At 40.9% G+C, this 16,016-nt stretch carries 16 protein-coding genes; 8 read left to right on the forward strand and 8 right to left on the reverse strand.

Going from position 1 to position 16,016, the window contains the following annotated elements; genetic code table 11:
- Positions 1-154: 154 nt before the first annotated feature.
- Positions 155-1,609 carry a Gfo/Idh/MocA family protein gene (locus LBYS_RS14965; RefSeq protein WP_041824829.1) on the forward strand — a complete coding sequence of 485 codons (1,455 nt, stop codon included), beginning with the start codon at positions 155-157 and terminating at the stop codon, positions 1,607-1,609.
- Between the two features lie 15 nt (positions 1,610-1,624).
- On the opposite strand, the gene LBYS_RS14970 is transcribed toward LBYS_RS14965, so the two are convergent.
- On the reverse strand, positions 1,625-2,404 hold the full coding sequence (locus LBYS_RS14970; RefSeq protein WP_148225831.1) for a UDP-2,3-diacylglucosamine diphosphatase: 780 nt from the start codon (positions 2,402-2,404) through the stop codon (positions 1,625-1,627).
- A gap of 126 nt (positions 2,405-2,530) precedes the next feature.
- Here LBYS_RS14970 and LBYS_RS14975 point away from each other — a divergent pair, with 126 nt between their 5' ends.
- Positions 2,531-2,911 carry a response regulator gene (locus tag LBYS_RS14975; protein ID WP_013409691.1) on the forward strand — a complete coding sequence of 127 codons (381 nt, stop codon included), beginning with the start codon at positions 2,531-2,533 and terminating at the stop codon, positions 2,909-2,911.
- A gap of 8 nt (positions 2,912-2,919) precedes the next feature.
- Positions 2,920-3,687 (forward strand): MBL fold metallo-hydrolase, encoded by a 768-nt coding sequence (locus LBYS_RS14980; protein WP_041824832.1) that lies wholly within the window; start codon positions 2,920-2,922, stop codon positions 3,685-3,687.
- On the opposite strand, the gene LBYS_RS14985 is transcribed toward LBYS_RS14980, so the two are convergent.
- The 3 genes from LBYS_RS14985 to LBYS_RS14995 form a co-directional block, all read right to left on the reverse strand.
- On the reverse strand, positions 3,684-4,133 hold the full coding sequence (locus LBYS_RS14985) for a GreA/GreB family elongation factor (protein WP_049781389.1): 450 nt from the start codon (positions 4,131-4,133) through the stop codon (positions 3,684-3,686). The two genes, LBYS_RS14980 and LBYS_RS14985, sit on opposite strands and share 4 nt — an antisense overlap.
- A 4-nt stretch (positions 4,134-4,137) precedes the next feature.
- A complete protein-coding gene (locus LBYS_RS14990; protein WP_013409694.1) occupies positions 4,138-5,337 on the reverse strand; it encodes an ATP-grasp domain-containing protein in 1,200 nt (399 codons plus the stop codon).
- 78 nt (positions 5,338-5,415) lie between these two features.
- Complete coding sequence (locus LBYS_RS14995) at positions 5,416-5,808, reverse strand: DUF1573 domain-containing protein (protein WP_013409695.1); 393 nt, start codon at positions 5,806-5,808, stop codon at positions 5,416-5,418.
- Positions 5,809-6,016: 208 nt separating this feature from the next.
- On the opposite strand from LBYS_RS14995, the gene LBYS_RS15000 reads away from it, so the two are divergent.
- From LBYS_RS15000 to LBYS_RS15015, 4 genes are read left to right on the forward strand one after another with little or no spacing between them, the layout of a single operon-like run.
- Complete coding sequence (locus LBYS_RS15000; protein WP_013409696.1) at positions 6,017-8,428, forward strand: alpha-ketoacid dehydrogenase subunit alpha/beta; 2,412 nt, start codon at positions 6,017-6,019, stop codon at positions 8,426-8,428.
- A gap of 2 nt (positions 8,429-8,430) precedes the next feature.
- On the forward strand, positions 8,431-9,810 hold the full coding sequence (locus LBYS_RS15005; RefSeq protein WP_013409697.1) for a dipeptidase: 1,380 nt from the start codon (positions 8,431-8,433) through the stop codon (positions 9,808-9,810).
- Complete coding sequence (gene murQ / locus LBYS_RS15010) at positions 9,807-10,634, forward strand: N-acetylmuramic acid 6-phosphate etherase (RefSeq protein WP_013409698.1); 828 nt, start codon at positions 9,807-9,809, stop codon at positions 10,632-10,634. The genes LBYS_RS15005 and murQ overlap by 4 nt, the downstream gene beginning before the upstream one ends.
- Positions 10,631-11,617 carry a VWA domain-containing protein gene (locus LBYS_RS15015; protein WP_013409699.1) on the forward strand — a complete coding sequence of 329 codons (987 nt, stop codon included), beginning with the start codon at positions 10,631-10,633 and terminating at the stop codon, positions 11,615-11,617. The genes murQ and LBYS_RS15015 overlap by 4 nt, the downstream gene beginning before the upstream one ends.
- Here LBYS_RS15015 and LBYS_RS15020 read toward each other — a convergent pair.
- The 4 genes from LBYS_RS15020 to LBYS_RS15035 are packed head-to-tail and all read right to left on the reverse strand — an operon-like array spanning position 11,614 to position 14,746.
- A complete protein-coding gene (locus LBYS_RS15020) occupies positions 11,614-12,591 on the reverse strand; it encodes an AAA family ATPase (RefSeq protein ID WP_013409700.1) in 978 nt (325 codons plus the stop codon). The genes LBYS_RS15015 and LBYS_RS15020 overlap by 4 nt on opposite strands.
- Positions 12,592-12,595: 4 nt before the next feature.
- Positions 12,596-13,423 carry a peptide chain release factor N(5)-glutamine methyltransferase gene (gene prmC, locus LBYS_RS15025; protein ID WP_013409701.1) on the reverse strand — a complete coding sequence of 276 codons (828 nt, stop codon included), beginning with the start codon at positions 13,421-13,423 and terminating at the stop codon, positions 12,596-12,598.
- A complete protein-coding gene (locus tag LBYS_RS15030) occupies positions 13,420-14,205 on the reverse strand; it encodes a 3-keto-disaccharide hydrolase (protein ID WP_013409702.1) in 786 nt (261 codons plus the stop codon). Before LBYS_RS15030 ends, prmC begins: the two co-directional genes overlap by 4 nt.
- 4 nt (positions 14,206-14,209) lie before the next feature.
- Positions 14,210-14,746: an NADPH-dependent FMN reductase gene (locus LBYS_RS15035; RefSeq protein WP_013409703.1), complete on the reverse strand. Its 537-nt coding sequence runs from the start codon at positions 14,744-14,746 to the stop codon at positions 14,210-14,212.
- A gap of 154 nt (positions 14,747-14,900) precedes the next feature.
- Between LBYS_RS15035 and fbaA the strand changes: the two genes are divergently transcribed.
- A complete protein-coding gene (gene fbaA / locus LBYS_RS15040; RefSeq protein WP_013409704.1) occupies positions 14,901-15,983 on the forward strand; it encodes a class II fructose-bisphosphate aldolase in 1,083 nt (360 codons plus the stop codon).
- Positions 15,984-16,016 lie beyond the last annotated feature (33 nt).

Here is a 16,016-nt window from a genome sequence, read left to right on the forward strand (position 1 = left end):
TCCTTCCGTACATTTTCCAAATTAAGTAGATGAAGACCCCCCTAAAGAAAGGGGCCGAGCGTAACAATCAATGTTAAAACAAATTACAAAATCAGATGTGGGTGTTTGCTTATTGAAAAATGTGGGTAATTTTAACCAAACTATTCAATCACCTATGAAACAAAAAAATAATTCCAGGCGAGATTTTATCCGGAAGGGTGCTTTAGCCGCCGCCGGTTTTTACATCGTTCCCAGAAATGTACTGGGAGGCCCGGGCTTTATAGCTCCCTCAGATCAGTTACTCCTAGCGGCCATCGGTGCAGGTGGAAAAGGTAGAAGTGATATTAAAAATGCTTCTGTAAATGGGAGAGAAAGAGTGGTGGCACTCTGCGATGTGGATTTCTCAGGATCTGCAGCTGCTACCGTAAAGGATTTTCCACAGGCAAAGCTTTTCGCTGATTACCGTGTGATGCTGGATCAAATGAAGGAAATAGACGCTGTAACTATTTCTACTCCTGATCATGTACATGGACCTGCAGCTTCTTTTGCCATGCAGAGAGGGAAGCATGTTTACGTGCAAAAACCCATGACTCATAATATTAAAGAGGCCCGACTTTTAACTGAAATGGCTAGAAAGTATAAGGTGGTAACCCAAATGGGTAACCAAGGGGCTTCAAATCCTTTGTTAAAAAATGTGCAGGGCTGGATAGATTCTGGTAAGATAGGAAAGGTTGCTAAGGTGCAGATTTGGACTAACAGACCAGTATGGCCGCAAGGAAACGCCATGCCTAAGCCTGACCCTTCTCAAAAACCAAAAGACTTAGATTGGAACCTGTGGTTAGGACCTGCTCCGGAGACCGAGTATATACCCAATTTACATCCTTTCAACTGGCGAGGATGGTGGGAATATGGTACAGGTGCCTTAGGTGATGTGGGATGCCATTTGATAGACATACCTTTCCGAACACTAGGTTTGATGTATCCTACAGATGCAGAATGTAGTGTAGGTTCAGTGTATTCAAAGATGTGGACTCCTGATTACAATCCGGAAGGAGCACCTGCATCTTCTACTATAACCCTACATTTTAATGCTACCAAGAAGAATCCAACCCGCTTAGAGATGAGCTGGATGGATGGTGGAATTCGTCCCCCACATCCGGAGATCATTCCGGCTGATCACGATATCGGTGGTCCGGGTAGCGCAAATGGAGTACTCATGATTGGAGAAAAGGGAATAATCTCTACTAACATCAATGATAGTTCACCTTTAACTCCTAAATTATATTTGAATGATGGTAGCATAGAGGTACCGGTAGAGCCGGAAGGTGTTAAAGAGCCTGAATATGGACATCAAAGACTGTGGGTAGACGCTTGTAAAGCAGGATTTAATAGCAAAGAGCATAAAGGATTAACCTCTTCTTTTGACTATGCTGGGCCAATGACGGAAACCGTACTGATGGGTAATTTGGCGATTCGCAGTTATATGCTCAGAAAGCAGAATGAAAAGGGTGCTTATGAGTTCTTTGGTAGGAGAAAGCTATTATGGGATGGAGAAAATACCCGAATAACTAATCTTGAAGAAGCAAATCAGTTTGTATCCAGGCAGTATCGCAAAGGTTGGGAAATATAATCGATACCCGGGGGGTTATTCCTCCGGGTATTTTCTTAATTCAAGCTTTTGCCCATCATAAACAGCATAAGTGTAGAATTGTATCCAATCGCCAAGATTAACATACCTACTATTTGGATTTAATTCTATATCTATCACTCTATGTCTATGACCAAAGATGTAGAAATCTCTATGCTCTCTGCTTTCTTCTTCCATGCAGTAATGGTATAAGATTTCCTTTTCTTTATTGATGGATTTTGGAGGAGGGGCTTCTTTATCGTGCTGTTTCCAGGAAAGTCTTGCCCAAGAATACCCTAAAAATAAACTTAGGTCGGGATGTAGAAGATGTTTAAACATCCATCTGCAGATCTTGCTTTCAAAGATTACTTTCAGGAATTTATAGTTGTAATCACCCGGGCCCAATCCATCTCCGTGACCTATTTGGAACCTATGATTACCTATGTAGTACTCTTGGGGTTTGCGGAGGATCTTGGCATTTAATTGCTCCTTAAAGTACTCTCCCATCCACATGTCGTGATTACCCTGATAGATAATGATATCTATTCCAAGGTCAGATAATTCTGCTAATTTGCCTAGGAATCTAACGTACCCTTTGGGTACCACACGTGTATGTTCGAACCAAAAGTCAAATAGGTCTCCAACTAAAAACAGGGTTTGCGCATCATTTTTTATCTGGTCTAACCATGCACAAATCTTTTTCTCTCTAACCAGACTTTGGGCATGATCCGGAGCGCCTAGATGAAAATCAGAGGCGAAATAGACTTTTTTGTTGGGTTCAAGAGAAATTCGTTCCAAATAGTATTTTTTGTTCAAAATTAATTATTATCTGAATGGAAATGTAAAAAATAATGAGAATCGGAGGTTTGGCATTTTTGCGTATATTGAATTTGGTATATATTTGAGGAAATAAACGTTGAGAATATGCCTACTCCTAACAGAGTCCTAATAGCCGAGGACAGTTCTGTCATCCAGAATTTGGTGAAGAAAATCTTAGAGTTTCAAAATTTTGAAATTACTGCCGTTAAAAACGGAGAGCAGGTGTTGCAGACCCTTCAGAAGGAACATTATGATATCATTTTATTAGATATCAATATGCCGGTTATGGATGGAATGGAAAGTGTTAAGGCCATTCGTGCTTTAGCTGACCCTGCAAAAGCGTCTGTTCCTGTAGTTGCCATCACCGGTAATGCCAGGAATTATACTGAGGAAGAATTTAAGGAGGCCGGTTTCAATGAAGTATTGATGAAGCCTTTGAACTTTGATAAATTAGTAATGGTAGTGAAGGACCTTACTGAGAAGTAAAAACAGTGATTAGCATTACATTCTTAGGGACAGGCACTTCATCAGGGGTGCCTGTTCTTACATGTACTTGTGAGGTTTGCAGGTCTGTTGACTTTAGGGACAAGAGACTCAGATCCTCTGTGCTGATTCAATCAGAAAACACCAATATTGTTATAGATACCGGTCCGGATTTCCGTCAACAAATGTTGAATGCGGGAGGTGTAAGGATAGATGCTGTAGTGTACACTCATGAGCATAAGGACCATACCGCCGGATTGGATGATATTCGCCCCTATAATTATCTAAGGGGTACACGAGAGCATGTCCCTTTGTACGGGAGAGCGCATGTTTTAGAACAAATCAAAAGGGAGTTTGGTTATATTTTTGAAGAAAATCCCTATCCCGGGGTTCCCTTGGTAAAGACATATACCATTGAGAACTCTAGCTTTCAAATTGGAGATTTATCTCTGATTCCTATAGAAGTCCTTCACTATAAGTTGCCGGTATTTGGGTATAGAATTGGGGACTTTACTTACATCACAGATGCTAACTTTATTGCTGAAGAGGAAAAGGAAAAAATCAAAGGAACAAAGGTTTTGGTGCTTAACGCGCTACAAAGAACTCCTCACATTTCGCATTTTACTTTAGATCAAGCGACAGCTTTAGCACAGGAGCTTGGAGCAGAACATACTTATTTTACGCATATATCACACAAGTTAGGTTTACACCATGAAGTTGAGAAAGAACTTCCTTCTGGGATACACCTGGCTTTTGATGGACTCACTCTGCAGCTTTAGAATATATCCAATATCTTATCCTTTCTTTGGTTAACTTCAAAACTATCTCCTTTTTTCTTTCCTTGTAAGGCATGACCTAAGGGGGCATCTAAAGAGATGAAATAAAATACTCCTTTTTCTTCAGATTTCCATTTTCCCAAAGCAGGACCTAATAGGAACTGACCTTGCGAAGTTTTTACTAGAGAGCCGGAGCTTGCCGTATCCTTAGAGTCGCTTAGAAGGAGTGATCCCAGCTTTTCTACCTCTATTCTTAGGCTTTCAAACTGAGTTTTAAGCATAAAAACTTCATTCTGGGCCATGGCTCTTCCGGTCTCATATTTGTCGCCCACAGAACTTTTAGATTCTTGATTAGCGGCATCCTGTACGGTCTTAATGTGAGAATCTAAATCTTTGAGTTTCTGAGAAAAGTGGGAATAGGCTTCTTGAAGTATTTTTATTTTGTCCAAAGTACTAGTGAGTAGGTTTGTCAGGTGCAGGAGCGGAGGCATGATAGCCCATATCCATCACCATCTTGGCATATTTGTCCAGCAAAGTTATGACCTTTTTTCGGGATTTAGATTGGACGATTAGACCTACATGGTATTCTTCATTCATGGTCCACACTACTTCTTTGTCATTAAATACACTCATGTCAGGGTGTTGGTGAGAGGAAAGTGTGATCAGAATTCCGGAATATTTCTTTCCTGTTTTAGGAGGTTTATAAGGCTTATTGTCGCCTACAGCGGTTTCAATTTTGGCCCATTCTTTCCAAAGGTTAAGGCCTGAGGCATATTCCACCATTTCAGCTAAATGTGCGCCACCTACTCGTGATGCGGTCTCTAGAAAGTAGAACTCATCCCCACATTTAATGATCTCTGTGTGTACAGCAGAGAACCTTAATCCGAAGGCCTCAATCACCTGATGATTTATCAAAGATAGAATCTCTTGATCTATGCTATTATATTCTACGGTAACAGAACGGAATATGCCACCTCCATGGGCCACTTCAAAAGGTGTACTTAAATACTGACTACAGCATTCAAAGATGACTTTATTGTTATATACAAGAGAATCTACATGGTAGACATCACCGGGCTTAAAAGCTTCTATTAGGTAATTGTGCCTTTTTTCACCGAGGGATTGGATATGGTCCCACGCTTCCTGAGAGGTTTGTACTTTTTTTATCCCTGTGGCAGAAGCTTCTGATCTGGGCTTAATAATCCAGGGTCCGGGAACGGAGTCCAGATAATTTTGGATATCAGAATCATTAAAGAGAGAGGAAAACTTTGGAACAGGAATATTGAATTTTTTGGCCTGCATACGCATGGCTAACTTGTCTCTGAAATACCGAGCTGTGGTCTGTCCCATCCCCGGGATGCGGAAGTGCTCTCTGACTAAAGCTGCCTTTTCAACATCAAAATCATCTAGAGCAACAACCAAGTCTATTTTCCTGTTTCTAAACACAAATGCAGTGCCCTCAATGATGGTATGATAGGTGTTGAAGTTGTTTTCATTATCTTCCAAATAAAAGAACTCATCCACACTATCTCTGGGCCATGGTTTATGCTCGAGTTTTTTATGTGTTAGTAAAAGGACTGTATTTCCTTCCGCTTTGGCGGATTTTAAGAAATCAATTCCCTTGAAATACGTGCAGATACAAAGAATAGTCATGCGTAAGAGGGTTGAATTTTCCTAAAAATAAGAAAGCCGCCTGAATTTCAGGCGGCTTTCTTATAAAAAAATCCAGAATTACTTGCTGGAAACTTTTGACTTAGGGAGAACCTCTCCTTTGATAGTCAATACTTCCTGGCTGTTTTCTGCATTACTGATCACCGTAATGGTTTTGTTAAAGGCAGAAACTCTACCCTTAGTGTCATAACCTACCTTGATGGTTTTGGTTTGACCAGGCATAATAGGTTCTTTTGGAACCTCAGGAGTAGTACATCCACATGAAGCTTGCGCATTAGTGATTACTACAGGAGCATTACCAACGTTAGTAACCTCAAAATTATACGTAATCACGCCCGCTTCCTTTACTTTTCCGAAATCATGCACCATTTTGTTGAATTTCAACTTTCCTTGTGCATGTGATGCAGCAGCAAAGAAAAGTACACCCACAAGGGTAAATAAGAATTTCTTCATCTTTTAAATAGTATTTAGTTTTAAAAGGTGTTTTTAAATAGTTCATACAAATTAACGTATTTTAAATAAAGGAGAAAAATTTTTAACAGGCTATTAACAAAGAGTGCCTGTCCCCAAACTTTAAAAAAAATAGATTAACTTTACCCCTATAAAACTTGAGGAAAGAAGAGCATATCCCAGATATGTAAATCTAAATCAACAGACCGATATGAGCGAAGTACTTATTGAAAACACTGCTTTTAATGAAATAGGCTTGTCAAGGGAACAGATCCTAGATGACTATCGTCTAGCTTGTGAAAGCAGGGTGGCCAGTGTGATAGGTAGGAAGGATGTGTTTATGGGAAGGGCCAAATTCGGGATATTTGGTGACGGTAAAGAATTAGCCCAACTGGCCTTAGCAAAGGTATTTCGTCCGGGTGATTACCGCTCTGGATATTATAGAGATCAAACTTTGCAAGTAGCAAACGGAGGTTTGACCTGGCAACAGTATTTTGCTCAGATGTATGCGCACGCTAATCTGGAAAATGATACTAACTCAGGGGGAAGAGCCATGAACGGGCATTACGGCAACCACTGGGTGAATGACAAAGGAGAGTGGGTAAATCTCAAAGAGAAGAAAAATAGTGTCATGGATGTCAGTTCTACCGCTGGACAAATTCCACGTGCCTTAGGACTTGCCTACGCCTCAAAGCTATATAGAAATATACCTGAACTGCAGACAGAAAATCCTTTCTCAAATCAAGGTAATGAGGTTTGTTATGCTACCATAGGAGATGCATCCACATCCCAAGGTATGTTCTTTGAGACCATAAATGCCGCCGGAGTCTTACAAGTACCTTTAGTGGTTTCCGTGTGGGATGACGGTTACGGTATATCAGTTCCTATCTCCTACCAAACCGTAAAAGAAAGTATATCCAAAGCCTTGGAAGGCTTCCGAAAAGAGAATGATACAAATGGTATCAAGATCATTGCCGTTAAGGGTTGGGATTACCCGGCTTTGGTAGCTGCCTATAAGAAGGCGGAAGATTGGGCTAGGATACATCACATTCCGGTATTAGTTCATGTACAAGAGATTACTCAGCAACTGGGACACTCTGCCTCCGGATCGCATGAGAGATATAAATCCGCCGATAGGTTACAATGGGAAGTAGATTTTGACTGTAACCCTCGCTTTAAAGCTTGGATTCTTGAGAATGAATTAGCTTCTGAATCGGAACTGGAGGATATAGAAAAGCAAGCCGACGAAAAGGTCAAAGCCGAGCGAAAAGCAGCTTGGGATGCCTATAGAAAAGAGATCGATGAACATAATGGAAGGGTTGCGGCCTTTGTTCAGATGTACGAGAATCAGGCTTTTGATAAAGGCGGATTTTTGGATAAGATCAAAACAAAACTAGTGCCGGGCCCATCTCAAACCAGAAAGGAGGGAATATCCGCTTTAAAAATGTTCCTCCGTCTCATTACGGATGAGCAAATAAGAGCAGAAGGACACAGTTTACTTCAATCTTTGGAGAAAGTAAACAGAGAGAGATTTAATTCTCACCTTTATTCTGAGACACCATTTTCTCCTATGAAAGTGGAAAAGGTGGATCCTATCTATAGTCGTGATGCAGAAATGGTAGACGGTAGAACGATCATTAATACCTACTTTGATGGTCTTTTTGCTCGTGATCCTAAGGTTTTCGCCATTGGCGAAGATATTGGGAAAATAGGGGATGTAAATCAGGGTTTTGCAGGCCTTCAAGAAAAGTATGGAGAATTAAGAGTTACAGATACAGGTATTCGTGAAACTACTATAGTGGGGCAAGGGATTGGTGCAGCTATGCGCGGACTAAGGCCTATCGTTGAGATACAGTACTTTGATTATATCTACTATGCTCTTGCTACTCTGACTGATGACTTGGCATCCTTGCGTTACCGTACTGTAGGTAAACAAAGGGCTCCTTTGATTGTCAGAACCAGAGGACATAGATTAGAAGGTATCTGGCATTCGGGATCTCCCATAGCCGTTATGCTTAATTCCTTAAGGGGAATGCATGTAGTAGTTCCCAGAAATTACGTTAAAACTGCAGGTTTTTACAATACCCTCTTAAAGGGTGATGATCCTGCTTTGATTATTGAAAGTCTTAATAGTTATAGAATAAAAGAGCAGATGCCTTCAAATCTAACAGAGATCTGTGAACCTCTTGGAGTTCCGGATATCATTAGAGAAGGTACAGATGTCACTGTAGTAACCTATGGCTCCATGTGCAGGATTGTGGAGAATGCCGCTGAACAATTAGCAGCTTTTGGGATAAGTACAGAAGTGATAGATGTTCAAACCCTTCTGCCTTTTGATATTCACCATATTATCACTGAATCCATTAAGAAAACAGGTAGGGTAGTGTTTGCTGATGAAGATATGCCTGGAGGATGTACAGCCTTCATGATGCAGCAAGTATTAGAGGTGCAAGATGCCTACCATTATCTAGATTCCAAACCTAGAGCCGTGAGTGCTGAACCTCATAGACCTGCATATGGCAATGATGGAGATTATTACTCTAAGCCAAATGTAGAAACTGTTTTCGAAACTGTATATGAATTAATGAACGAAGCCAATCCGGCTAAATATCCAAAGTTTTAGTAATGAAAGAGTATATTCAGGCGAACCAGCAACGCTATCTGGATGAATTATTTGATTTCTTGAGAATCCCTTCTGTGAGTGCAGATTCCAGGCACCAGCCTGATATGCTTCGGGCAGCAGAATACATTAAAGAAAAACTTTTGCAAGCAGGTCTGGACAAAGCGGAAATTTGCCCTACTGCGGGTCATCCGGTAGTTTATGCAGAGAAAATAGTGAATCCGGAATGGCCTACCATCCTGGTTTATGGACACTATGATGTTCAGCCTGCTGATCCTATAGAATTGTGGCATACCTCTCCATTTGAGCCTGTGATCCGTACTACAGAAATACATCCTAAAGGTGCCATCTTCGCCAGAGGAGCATGTGATGACAAAGGACAGATCTATATGCACGTAAAGGCCATTGAAGCCATGTTGAAACATGATGCTTTGACTTGTAACGTGAAGATCATGTTCGAAGGAGAAGAAGAAGTGGGATCGGCGAATCTGGCTACTTTTGTTGCAGAGAACAAAGAGAAATTAAAAGCAGATATCATCCTTATCTCAGATACATCTATTATTGGGCATGATGTACCTTCCGTTGAAACAGGACTTAGAGGACTGGCCTATATGGAAGTGGAAGTAGAAGGGCCCAACCGTGACCTGCATTCAGGAGTTTACGGAGGTGCCGTGGCGAACCCTATCAATGTTCTTTCAAAGATGATAGCATCCCTTCATGATGAGGATGGAAGAATTACAGTAAAAGGTTTTTATGATAAGGTAGTGGAACTGTCAGCAGAAGAGAGAGATGCTCTGGAAGCTGCTCCATTTAACCTTGAAGACTATAAGAAAGATCTGGGTATCGCAGAAGTTAGTGGAGAAAAAGGATACACCACCAGAGAAAGAGCCTCCATCAGACCTACTCTTGATGTAAACGGTATCTGGGGTGGTTACACGGGTGAAGGTTCAAAAACTGTATTGCCATCTAAGGCTTTTGCAAAGATTTCTATGCGTTTGGTGCCGGATCAGGATTGGAACGAAATTTCTGATCTATTTATGCAACATTTCACGGCTATAGCACCTCCAACCGTCAAAGTTAAGGTTAAACCTCACCACGGAGGACAGCCGTATGTGACGCCTACAGATTCACCGGGCTATTTGGCTGCTTTCAAAGCCATGCAGGAGAGCTTCGGAAAGACTCCGGTTCCTACCAGAGGAGGCGGTAGTATTCCTATAGTTTCCCTATTTGAAAAGGAATTGGGATTGAAATCCATTTTGCTGGGATTTGGTCTGGATTCTGATGCATTGCATTCCCCTAACGAACATTACGGCATAGTGAACTTTATGAAAGGAATTGAAACTATCCCTTTATTCTATAAATATTTTAGAGAGAACTTCCAATGAGTGAGATTAATTTGAAGGGCTTGGCTACGGAAGCAAGTTCTAACCATAATGATTTAGATAAGAAGAGTGTTAGAGAATTATTGGAAGGCATTAATTCCGAAGATAAAACCGTTCCTCTAGCCGTAGAAAAGGCACTTCCCCAAATTGAGGCTTTGGTGCAGCAGATCGTAGCCCGTATGAAGAAGGGTGGCCGACTATTCTATATCGGAGCGGGAACCAGCGGTAGACTAGGCATTGTAGATGCTTCAGAGTGTCCTCCTACTTACGGGGTTCCATTTGACTTGGTCATAGGTCTGATAGCCGGAGGAGATAGCGCCATTAGAAAAGCGGTAGAGAATGCTGAAGATGATGTTAATCAAGCTTGGATAGATATTTCAGAATATGATCCAAAACCAGAAGACACGGTAATAGGCATTGCTGCTTCTGGCAGAACTCCTTACGTTATTGGAGGATTAAAAGCCGCTAATGAAGCCGGCCTTTTGACAGGATGTATCGTTTGTAACGAAGGAAGTGCTGTAGCTGCTGCGGCCCAATTTCCAGTGGAAGTAGTTGTAGGTCCGGAATTTGTGACCGGTTCTACCCGTATGAAATCAGGTACTGCCCAGAAGCTGGTATTGAACATGATTTCTACTACCGTGATGATTCAGTTAGGAAGAGTTCGTGGTAATAAGATGGTGGATATGCAGCTTAGCAACGAGAAGTTGGTAGAAAGAGGCATCCGTATGATCATGCAGGAAGCTCAAATCGAATATGATTTGGCTGCGAAACTACTCCAGGAACACGGTAGTGTAAGAAAGGCAGTAGATGCGTATAACAATAAATGAGTTGGTTTTCACCTTATTGGTTCTACCTTAAGACCCTAAATGGATTTTATTGGGCCAATGGATACCTTTTATGGCTCCTTGGCCTAATTCCTTTATTCCTGTTTTTAAAATGGGTTTTTCACTCTCATAAGCGTCAAACTCTGATTTTGACACTCCCCCAAAAGAGCACATCCAAAGGACTTTCAGTAAAGTTCAGGTTCCTTGTACCTGCTACTTTCATGTGCGGTGTTGCTTGTCTGGTCCTTGCTCTGGCCAGGCCACAGTTGAGTGGAGAATCTACTGACAGCCTTACTGCAGGGGTGGACATTGCTATTGCTATAGATATTTCGGATTCTATGCTGGCGGAGGATTTGAAGCCTAACCGACTGGAAGCGGCAAAAGGAATGGCTCTTCGCTTTATAGAAGGAAGGACTACAGATAGAATTGCCTTAGTTGCATTTGCAGGAGAAACAGCCACCCTGAGCCCTCTGACTACGGACTATACGGCTTTAAAGGAATATTTGGCTTCTATAAACACAAACATCATCCGAACTTCCGGTACGGCTCTAGGTATGGCCCTCTCATCTTGTGTGAACAAATTAAGGGATGTAGCCGGGAAATCCAGAATTGCCATTATCATCAGTGATGGAGATAATACGGCTGGCACAATTCCCCCGGAAACAGCTGTTGAGCTTGCGAAATCTTTCGGGGTGAGAGTTTATACCATTGCTATCGGTAAGCCTGGATCTGAAGAAGGCGTAGATGAAAAGACTTTAAGGATGTTGGCGGGAGGGCCGAACGGACGATTCTTTAAGGCCGCTGATAACTCTTCTCTTTCTAAGATTTTTGACGAGATAGATCATCTGGAAAAGACCATTTCTGAGACGGCAAGTGAAGTAAATAGGATAGATTTTTATTATCATTATCTGAACTGGTCTATCCTATTCTTTTTGATTTCTCTATTCTTGAGATTTACTTTGCTGGGGAATCTATTAGAGGATTAAATCTGTCCTCCAATAGCCACTTTCTGAAGTATAGACGCAATGATTTGTCGGGTAGTGATGCCATCCGCTTCTGCTTCATAATTAAGAATAATGCGGTGGTTAAACACGTCACCTACTAGAGCTTTTACGTCTTCTGGAAGTACATAATCTCTTTTATTGAAAAAGGCCAGAGCTTTCACTGCTTTATATAGAGAGATACCTGCTCTCGGAGAAACTCCAAATAGAATATATCTGGCTTCGTCTTTCAATCCATATTCCTCCGGATTACGTGTAGCAAAAACCAATTCTACAATGTACTTCTCTAAGGTCTCAGAGATCGTTACGGCGTTTACGTATTGCTTGATTTCTTCGATTTCGCTTCTATTTAAAACGTGGTTGATCTTTGGATTGAAGTCATAATTAGAAACTCTTTGTATCATTTCTAATTCCTTTCTTTTGTCCAAATAATCTACGTATACCTTCATCATGAAGCGGTCTACCTGAGCTTCGGGAAGAGGATAGGTACCCTCTTGTTCAACCGGGTTTTGTGTAGCGAGTACTAAAAATGGCTTGTCGAGTTTAAAAGATTCTTCGCCTATGGTAATCTGCTTTTCTGCCATGGCCTCAAGTAAGGCCGACTGAACCTTTGCAGGGGCTCTGTTTACTTCGTCTGCTAGAATTAAATTGGAGAAGATGGGCCCTTTCTTTACTTCAAAATCTCCTGATTTTTGATTAAATATCATGGTTCCTACCAGATCTGAAGGTAGCAAGTCAGGAGTGAACTGTATCCTTTGGAATCCTAGATCCAAAACTTGTGCCAATGAATTGATGGTCTTGGTTTTAGCCAATCCCGGAACACCTTCTAACAGAATGTGACCGTCAGTAAATAATCCAATGAGTAAGCGATTGATCAGATTTTCCTGACCTATAACTACTTTCCCGATTTCCGTTTGTATATCTGTTAATTTCTGATAGAGATATTCTTTTCTTTCCATACACTTATTTCTTGATCTCCAGGAATCTTTCCTTTCCGAAGAAGTCTTTTAATAGCCGAACATGTTTATATCCTTTTTGTGAAAAAAGCTCGGCTGTTTCTTTTCCTAAATAGCTATTGATCTCTAACCAAAGGGCACCTCTTGGGGCAAGATGTTTCCATGCGATATCCGCAATGGCCCTATAAAAGATCAGAGGATCTAAATCACTAACGAAAAGGGCCAAATGAGGTTCAAAGTCCAAGACATTCTTCCGCATTTCAGGCTTTTCGTTCTCTTTTACATAGGGTGGATTACTAATGATCAGATCAAACTCCTGAACAAGGAAAGGATTTTGGAAATCCAACATGTTTGCTAGGGCGAATTTTACATTAGCCTTGTGTTCTTCTGCATTTCTTTTGGCCGTCTCTAAGGCATGTTCAGAAATGTCAATACCGAATACTTCGGCTTCAGGATTTTCTAGGGCAATGTTTACAGGAATACATCCGGATCCGGTACCTAAGTCCAAGACTTTTTTGGGAGAGAGGGCGGATACATGAGTGACTAATTCCTCTGTTTCTGGTCTGGGAATAAGAACAGAAGGATTCACATGGAACCTCCTGTTCATAAACCAGGCTTCTCCTAGAATATATTGAATAGGTTCTCCCTGATTGATTCGCTCAATGTAGAGATCTAATTCTTCTGCAACGTGCTGGGTTTCTCCTATGAGTAAATCCGTTCTGGAGATGCCCCATAATTTTTGTAAAAGTAAAAAGGCAATTTCCCTCGCCTCATCCCGGTTGTAAAACCAGATATCCCCACTTAGTTTGTCGTAAATTGCCTTTAGACTATTCATAGTCTTCTAATCCAAATGTTTTTGAACTGCGTTTTATTTCCATGGTCCTGTAGGGAGATGACATCTTCTCCGTGTGCCTCAGGATAATTATGTAAGCCAATATATAGAGTTAGACCGTTAATGGTTACGTTATTTTGAACCAAAACTCCATTGTGTAAAACAGTTACGGTAGCTGGAGAATCTAGCCTGCCATCAGGTTTAAATCTTGGCGCACGATAAATGATGTCATAAGTATTCCATTCTAAAGGACTCTTCATAGCATTCACTAATGGGGGATGGTCCTTGTATACAGAACCTGCCTGACCGTTAGCATAAGTGCGGTTATTATAACTGTCCAAAATTTGGATCTCATATCTGTTTTGCAAGAATACGCCACTGTTACCTCTACCTTGACCAACACTTTCTACTACATCCGGAGCACTCCATTCTATATGCAACTGGCAATCACCGAATTTCATTTTCGTTTGAATTCCACCTGAGCCTGGCACAACTTCCATGTACTCATTATTGATGATCTTCCAAGGGGCAGGTTTCTTAGGATCTTTTTGGCTGACCCAGTTATCCAGATTCTTGCCGTCAAACAAGACAATGGCATCAGAAGGTGCATCCCAAGGTAGTTTACCAGGGGTAATCACTTTAACTTCCGGTTCCCATATCTCTGTCATCTCCGGTTTCATTTTCATTGGAGACTCCTTAGGTGGAACATCTGAGTATTGAGCGTTAGCAGCTACTGAAAAGATAGTGCTTAAACCTAGAACGGTTAAAATACGGTTCATTTTCATAGTTTTAGAAATCAAGAAAGGTGTCAATTTGCTTTTCGACAAAATTAGAGTACACTTCAAATGTAAAGGCTCCTTGCGAAAAATGTTTCAGAATATTAGCTAATTTTAGTCGTAAACCCAAAACATCTGCATTAAGGTAAGCCAAAACATCAGAGAAATGGCTAAGTCCAACGGCATTTCCATACGCTCCGGAAGAAACTCCCACTAAAGCTACCTTTTTTCTGCTAAAACTATCTGGATGTCGTAAGGCGTCTATAAAGGACTTTAATACTCCGGGATACGAACCATTGTATTCAGGGATGACGATGATCCATTTCTGATGCCGATCAATAAGTTCCTGAAACTTAGCAAACTCAGGATTTTGGTTGCCATACGTCTGAGTAAAGAGAAAATCTTTGGGTAAATTTTGCAGTTGGACAAGGTCATATGAAATATTTCTGGCAGCTAGCCTTTCTGCGTAATAGTATCCGATTTGCTCGGAAATGGAGTTCTTACGATTAGTTCCAATAAGAATTCCTATGGCTGAAGTAGAATCTTGCATATCTGGATGGGGACTTTACCCCTTACAAAAATAAGGCATTTCTGAATAAAATATTCAGTAATGTCCGAAGCATAGGATATTAATGTTCGACTGTCTACCCGTATTATAGGGTATTTTTTATAAATTTGTAGTCTAATTAAAACCGATTATTCAGATGAGTCAATCCTTGATCAAACCAGGAGTGGTTACCGGAGAAGCACTAAACCAACTTTTAAGAATTGCTAATGAAAATGATTTTGCTCTACCGGCGGTTAACGTAGTGGGTACGAACTCCATAAATGCAGTGTTAGAGACAGCAAAGGCTGTAAATTCTCCTGTTATCATTCAATTTTCTAATGGAGGTGCTTCCTTTTATGCAGGGAAAAGCTTGTCGAATGATGGTCAAAAAGCTGCAGTAGCCGGAAGTATCTCTGGAGCGCTTCACGTTCATAACTTAGCTGAGATGTATGGTGTGCCTGTTGTTTTGCATACTGACCACTGTGCTAAGAAGCTTTTACCTTGGATTGATGGTCTATTGGATGCGGGTGAAAAACATTTTGAAAAGACAGGTAGCCCATTATTTAGCTCTCATATGATTGACCTTTCTGAAGAGCCAATCGAAGAGAACATTGAAATCTCTAAAAGATACTTGGAGAGAATGGCTAAGATGGGAATGACACTTGAAATTGAATTAGGTGTAACCGGTGGAGAAGAAGATGGTGTAGATAATTCTGATGTAGATAGTTCTAAACTATATACTCAACCTGAAGAGGTGGCATATGCTTATGAAGAGCTATTGAAAATCAGCCCTAACTTTACTATAGCTGCTGCATTTGGTAATGTACATGGTGTATATAAGCCGGGTAATGTTTCCTTGAAGCCTATAATCTTGAAAAATTCTCAAGATTACATTAAGAACAAGTACAATACCGGAGATCTACCTGTAAACTTTGTATTCCACGGAGGTTCAGGTTCATCTAGAGAAGAGATCCGTGAAGCCATTCACTACGGTGCTGTGAAAATGAATATAGACACAGATATGCAGTGGTCTACTTGGGAAGGTATCTTGAATTATTATAAGAGTAAAGAAGGCTATTTGCAATCTCAATTAGGTAACCCTGAAGGTGCAGATTCTCCGAATAAGAAATACTATGATCCTAGGGTCTGGTTGAGAAAAGGAGAGGAGTCTATGGTAGCTCGTTTAAAAACTGCCTTTGAAGACTTGAATTGCATTAATAGAAACGAAGGTTTATTCTAAAGCATAGATTATTCTAAAATGTATTGACCCCGG

Origin of the sequence: Leadbetterella byssophila DSM 17132 (assembly GCF_000166395.1) — a bacterium.
Lineage (GTDB): Bacteria > Bacteroidota > Bacteroidia > Cytophagales > Spirosomataceae > Leadbetterella > Leadbetterella byssophila.

Coding starts and splice junctions, on each gene's coding strand:
- murQ (WP_013409698.1), top strand. CDS start 9,807: ATGAGTGAGATTAATTTGAAGGGCTTGGCTACGGAAGCAAGTTCTAAC.
- LBYS_RS15035 (WP_013409703.1), bottom strand. CDS start 14,746: ATGCAAGATTCTACTTCAGCCATAGGAATTCTTATTGGAACTAATCGT.
- LBYS_RS15020 (WP_013409700.1), bottom strand. CDS start 12,591: ATGGAAAGAAAAGAATATCTCTATCAGAAATTAACAGATATACAAACG.
- LBYS_RS15015 (WP_013409699.1), top strand. CDS start 10,631: ATGAGTTGGTTTTCACCTTATTGGTTCTACCTTAAGACCCTAAATGGA.
- prmC (WP_013409701.1), bottom strand. CDS start 13,423: ATGAATAGTCTAAAGGCAATTTACGACAAACTAAGTGGGGATATCTGG.
- fbaA (WP_013409704.1), top strand. CDS start 14,901: ATGAGTCAATCCTTGATCAAACCAGGAGTGGTTACCGGAGAAGCACTA.
- LBYS_RS14975 (WP_013409691.1), top strand. CDS start 2,531: ATGCCTACTCCTAACAGAGTCCTAATAGCCGAGGACAGTTCTGTCATC.
- LBYS_RS15030 (WP_013409702.1), bottom strand. CDS start 14,205: ATGAAAATGAACCGTATTTTAACCGTTCTAGGTTTAAGCACTATCTTT.
- LBYS_RS15005 (WP_013409697.1), top strand. CDS start 8,431: ATGAAAGAGTATATTCAGGCGAACCAGCAACGCTATCTGGATGAATTA.
- LBYS_RS15000 (WP_013409696.1), top strand. CDS start 6,017: ATGAGCGAAGTACTTATTGAAAACACTGCTTTTAATGAAATAGGCTTG.
- LBYS_RS14990 (WP_013409694.1), bottom strand. CDS start 5,337: ATGACTATTCTTTGTATCTGCACGTATTTCAAGGGAATTGATTTCTTA.
- LBYS_RS14965 (WP_041824829.1), top strand. CDS start 155: ATGAAACAAAAAAATAATTCCAGGCGAGATTTTATCCGGAAGGGTGCT.
- LBYS_RS14995 (WP_013409695.1), bottom strand. CDS start 5,808: ATGAAGAAATTCTTATTTACCCTTGTGGGTGTACTTTTCTTTGCTGCT.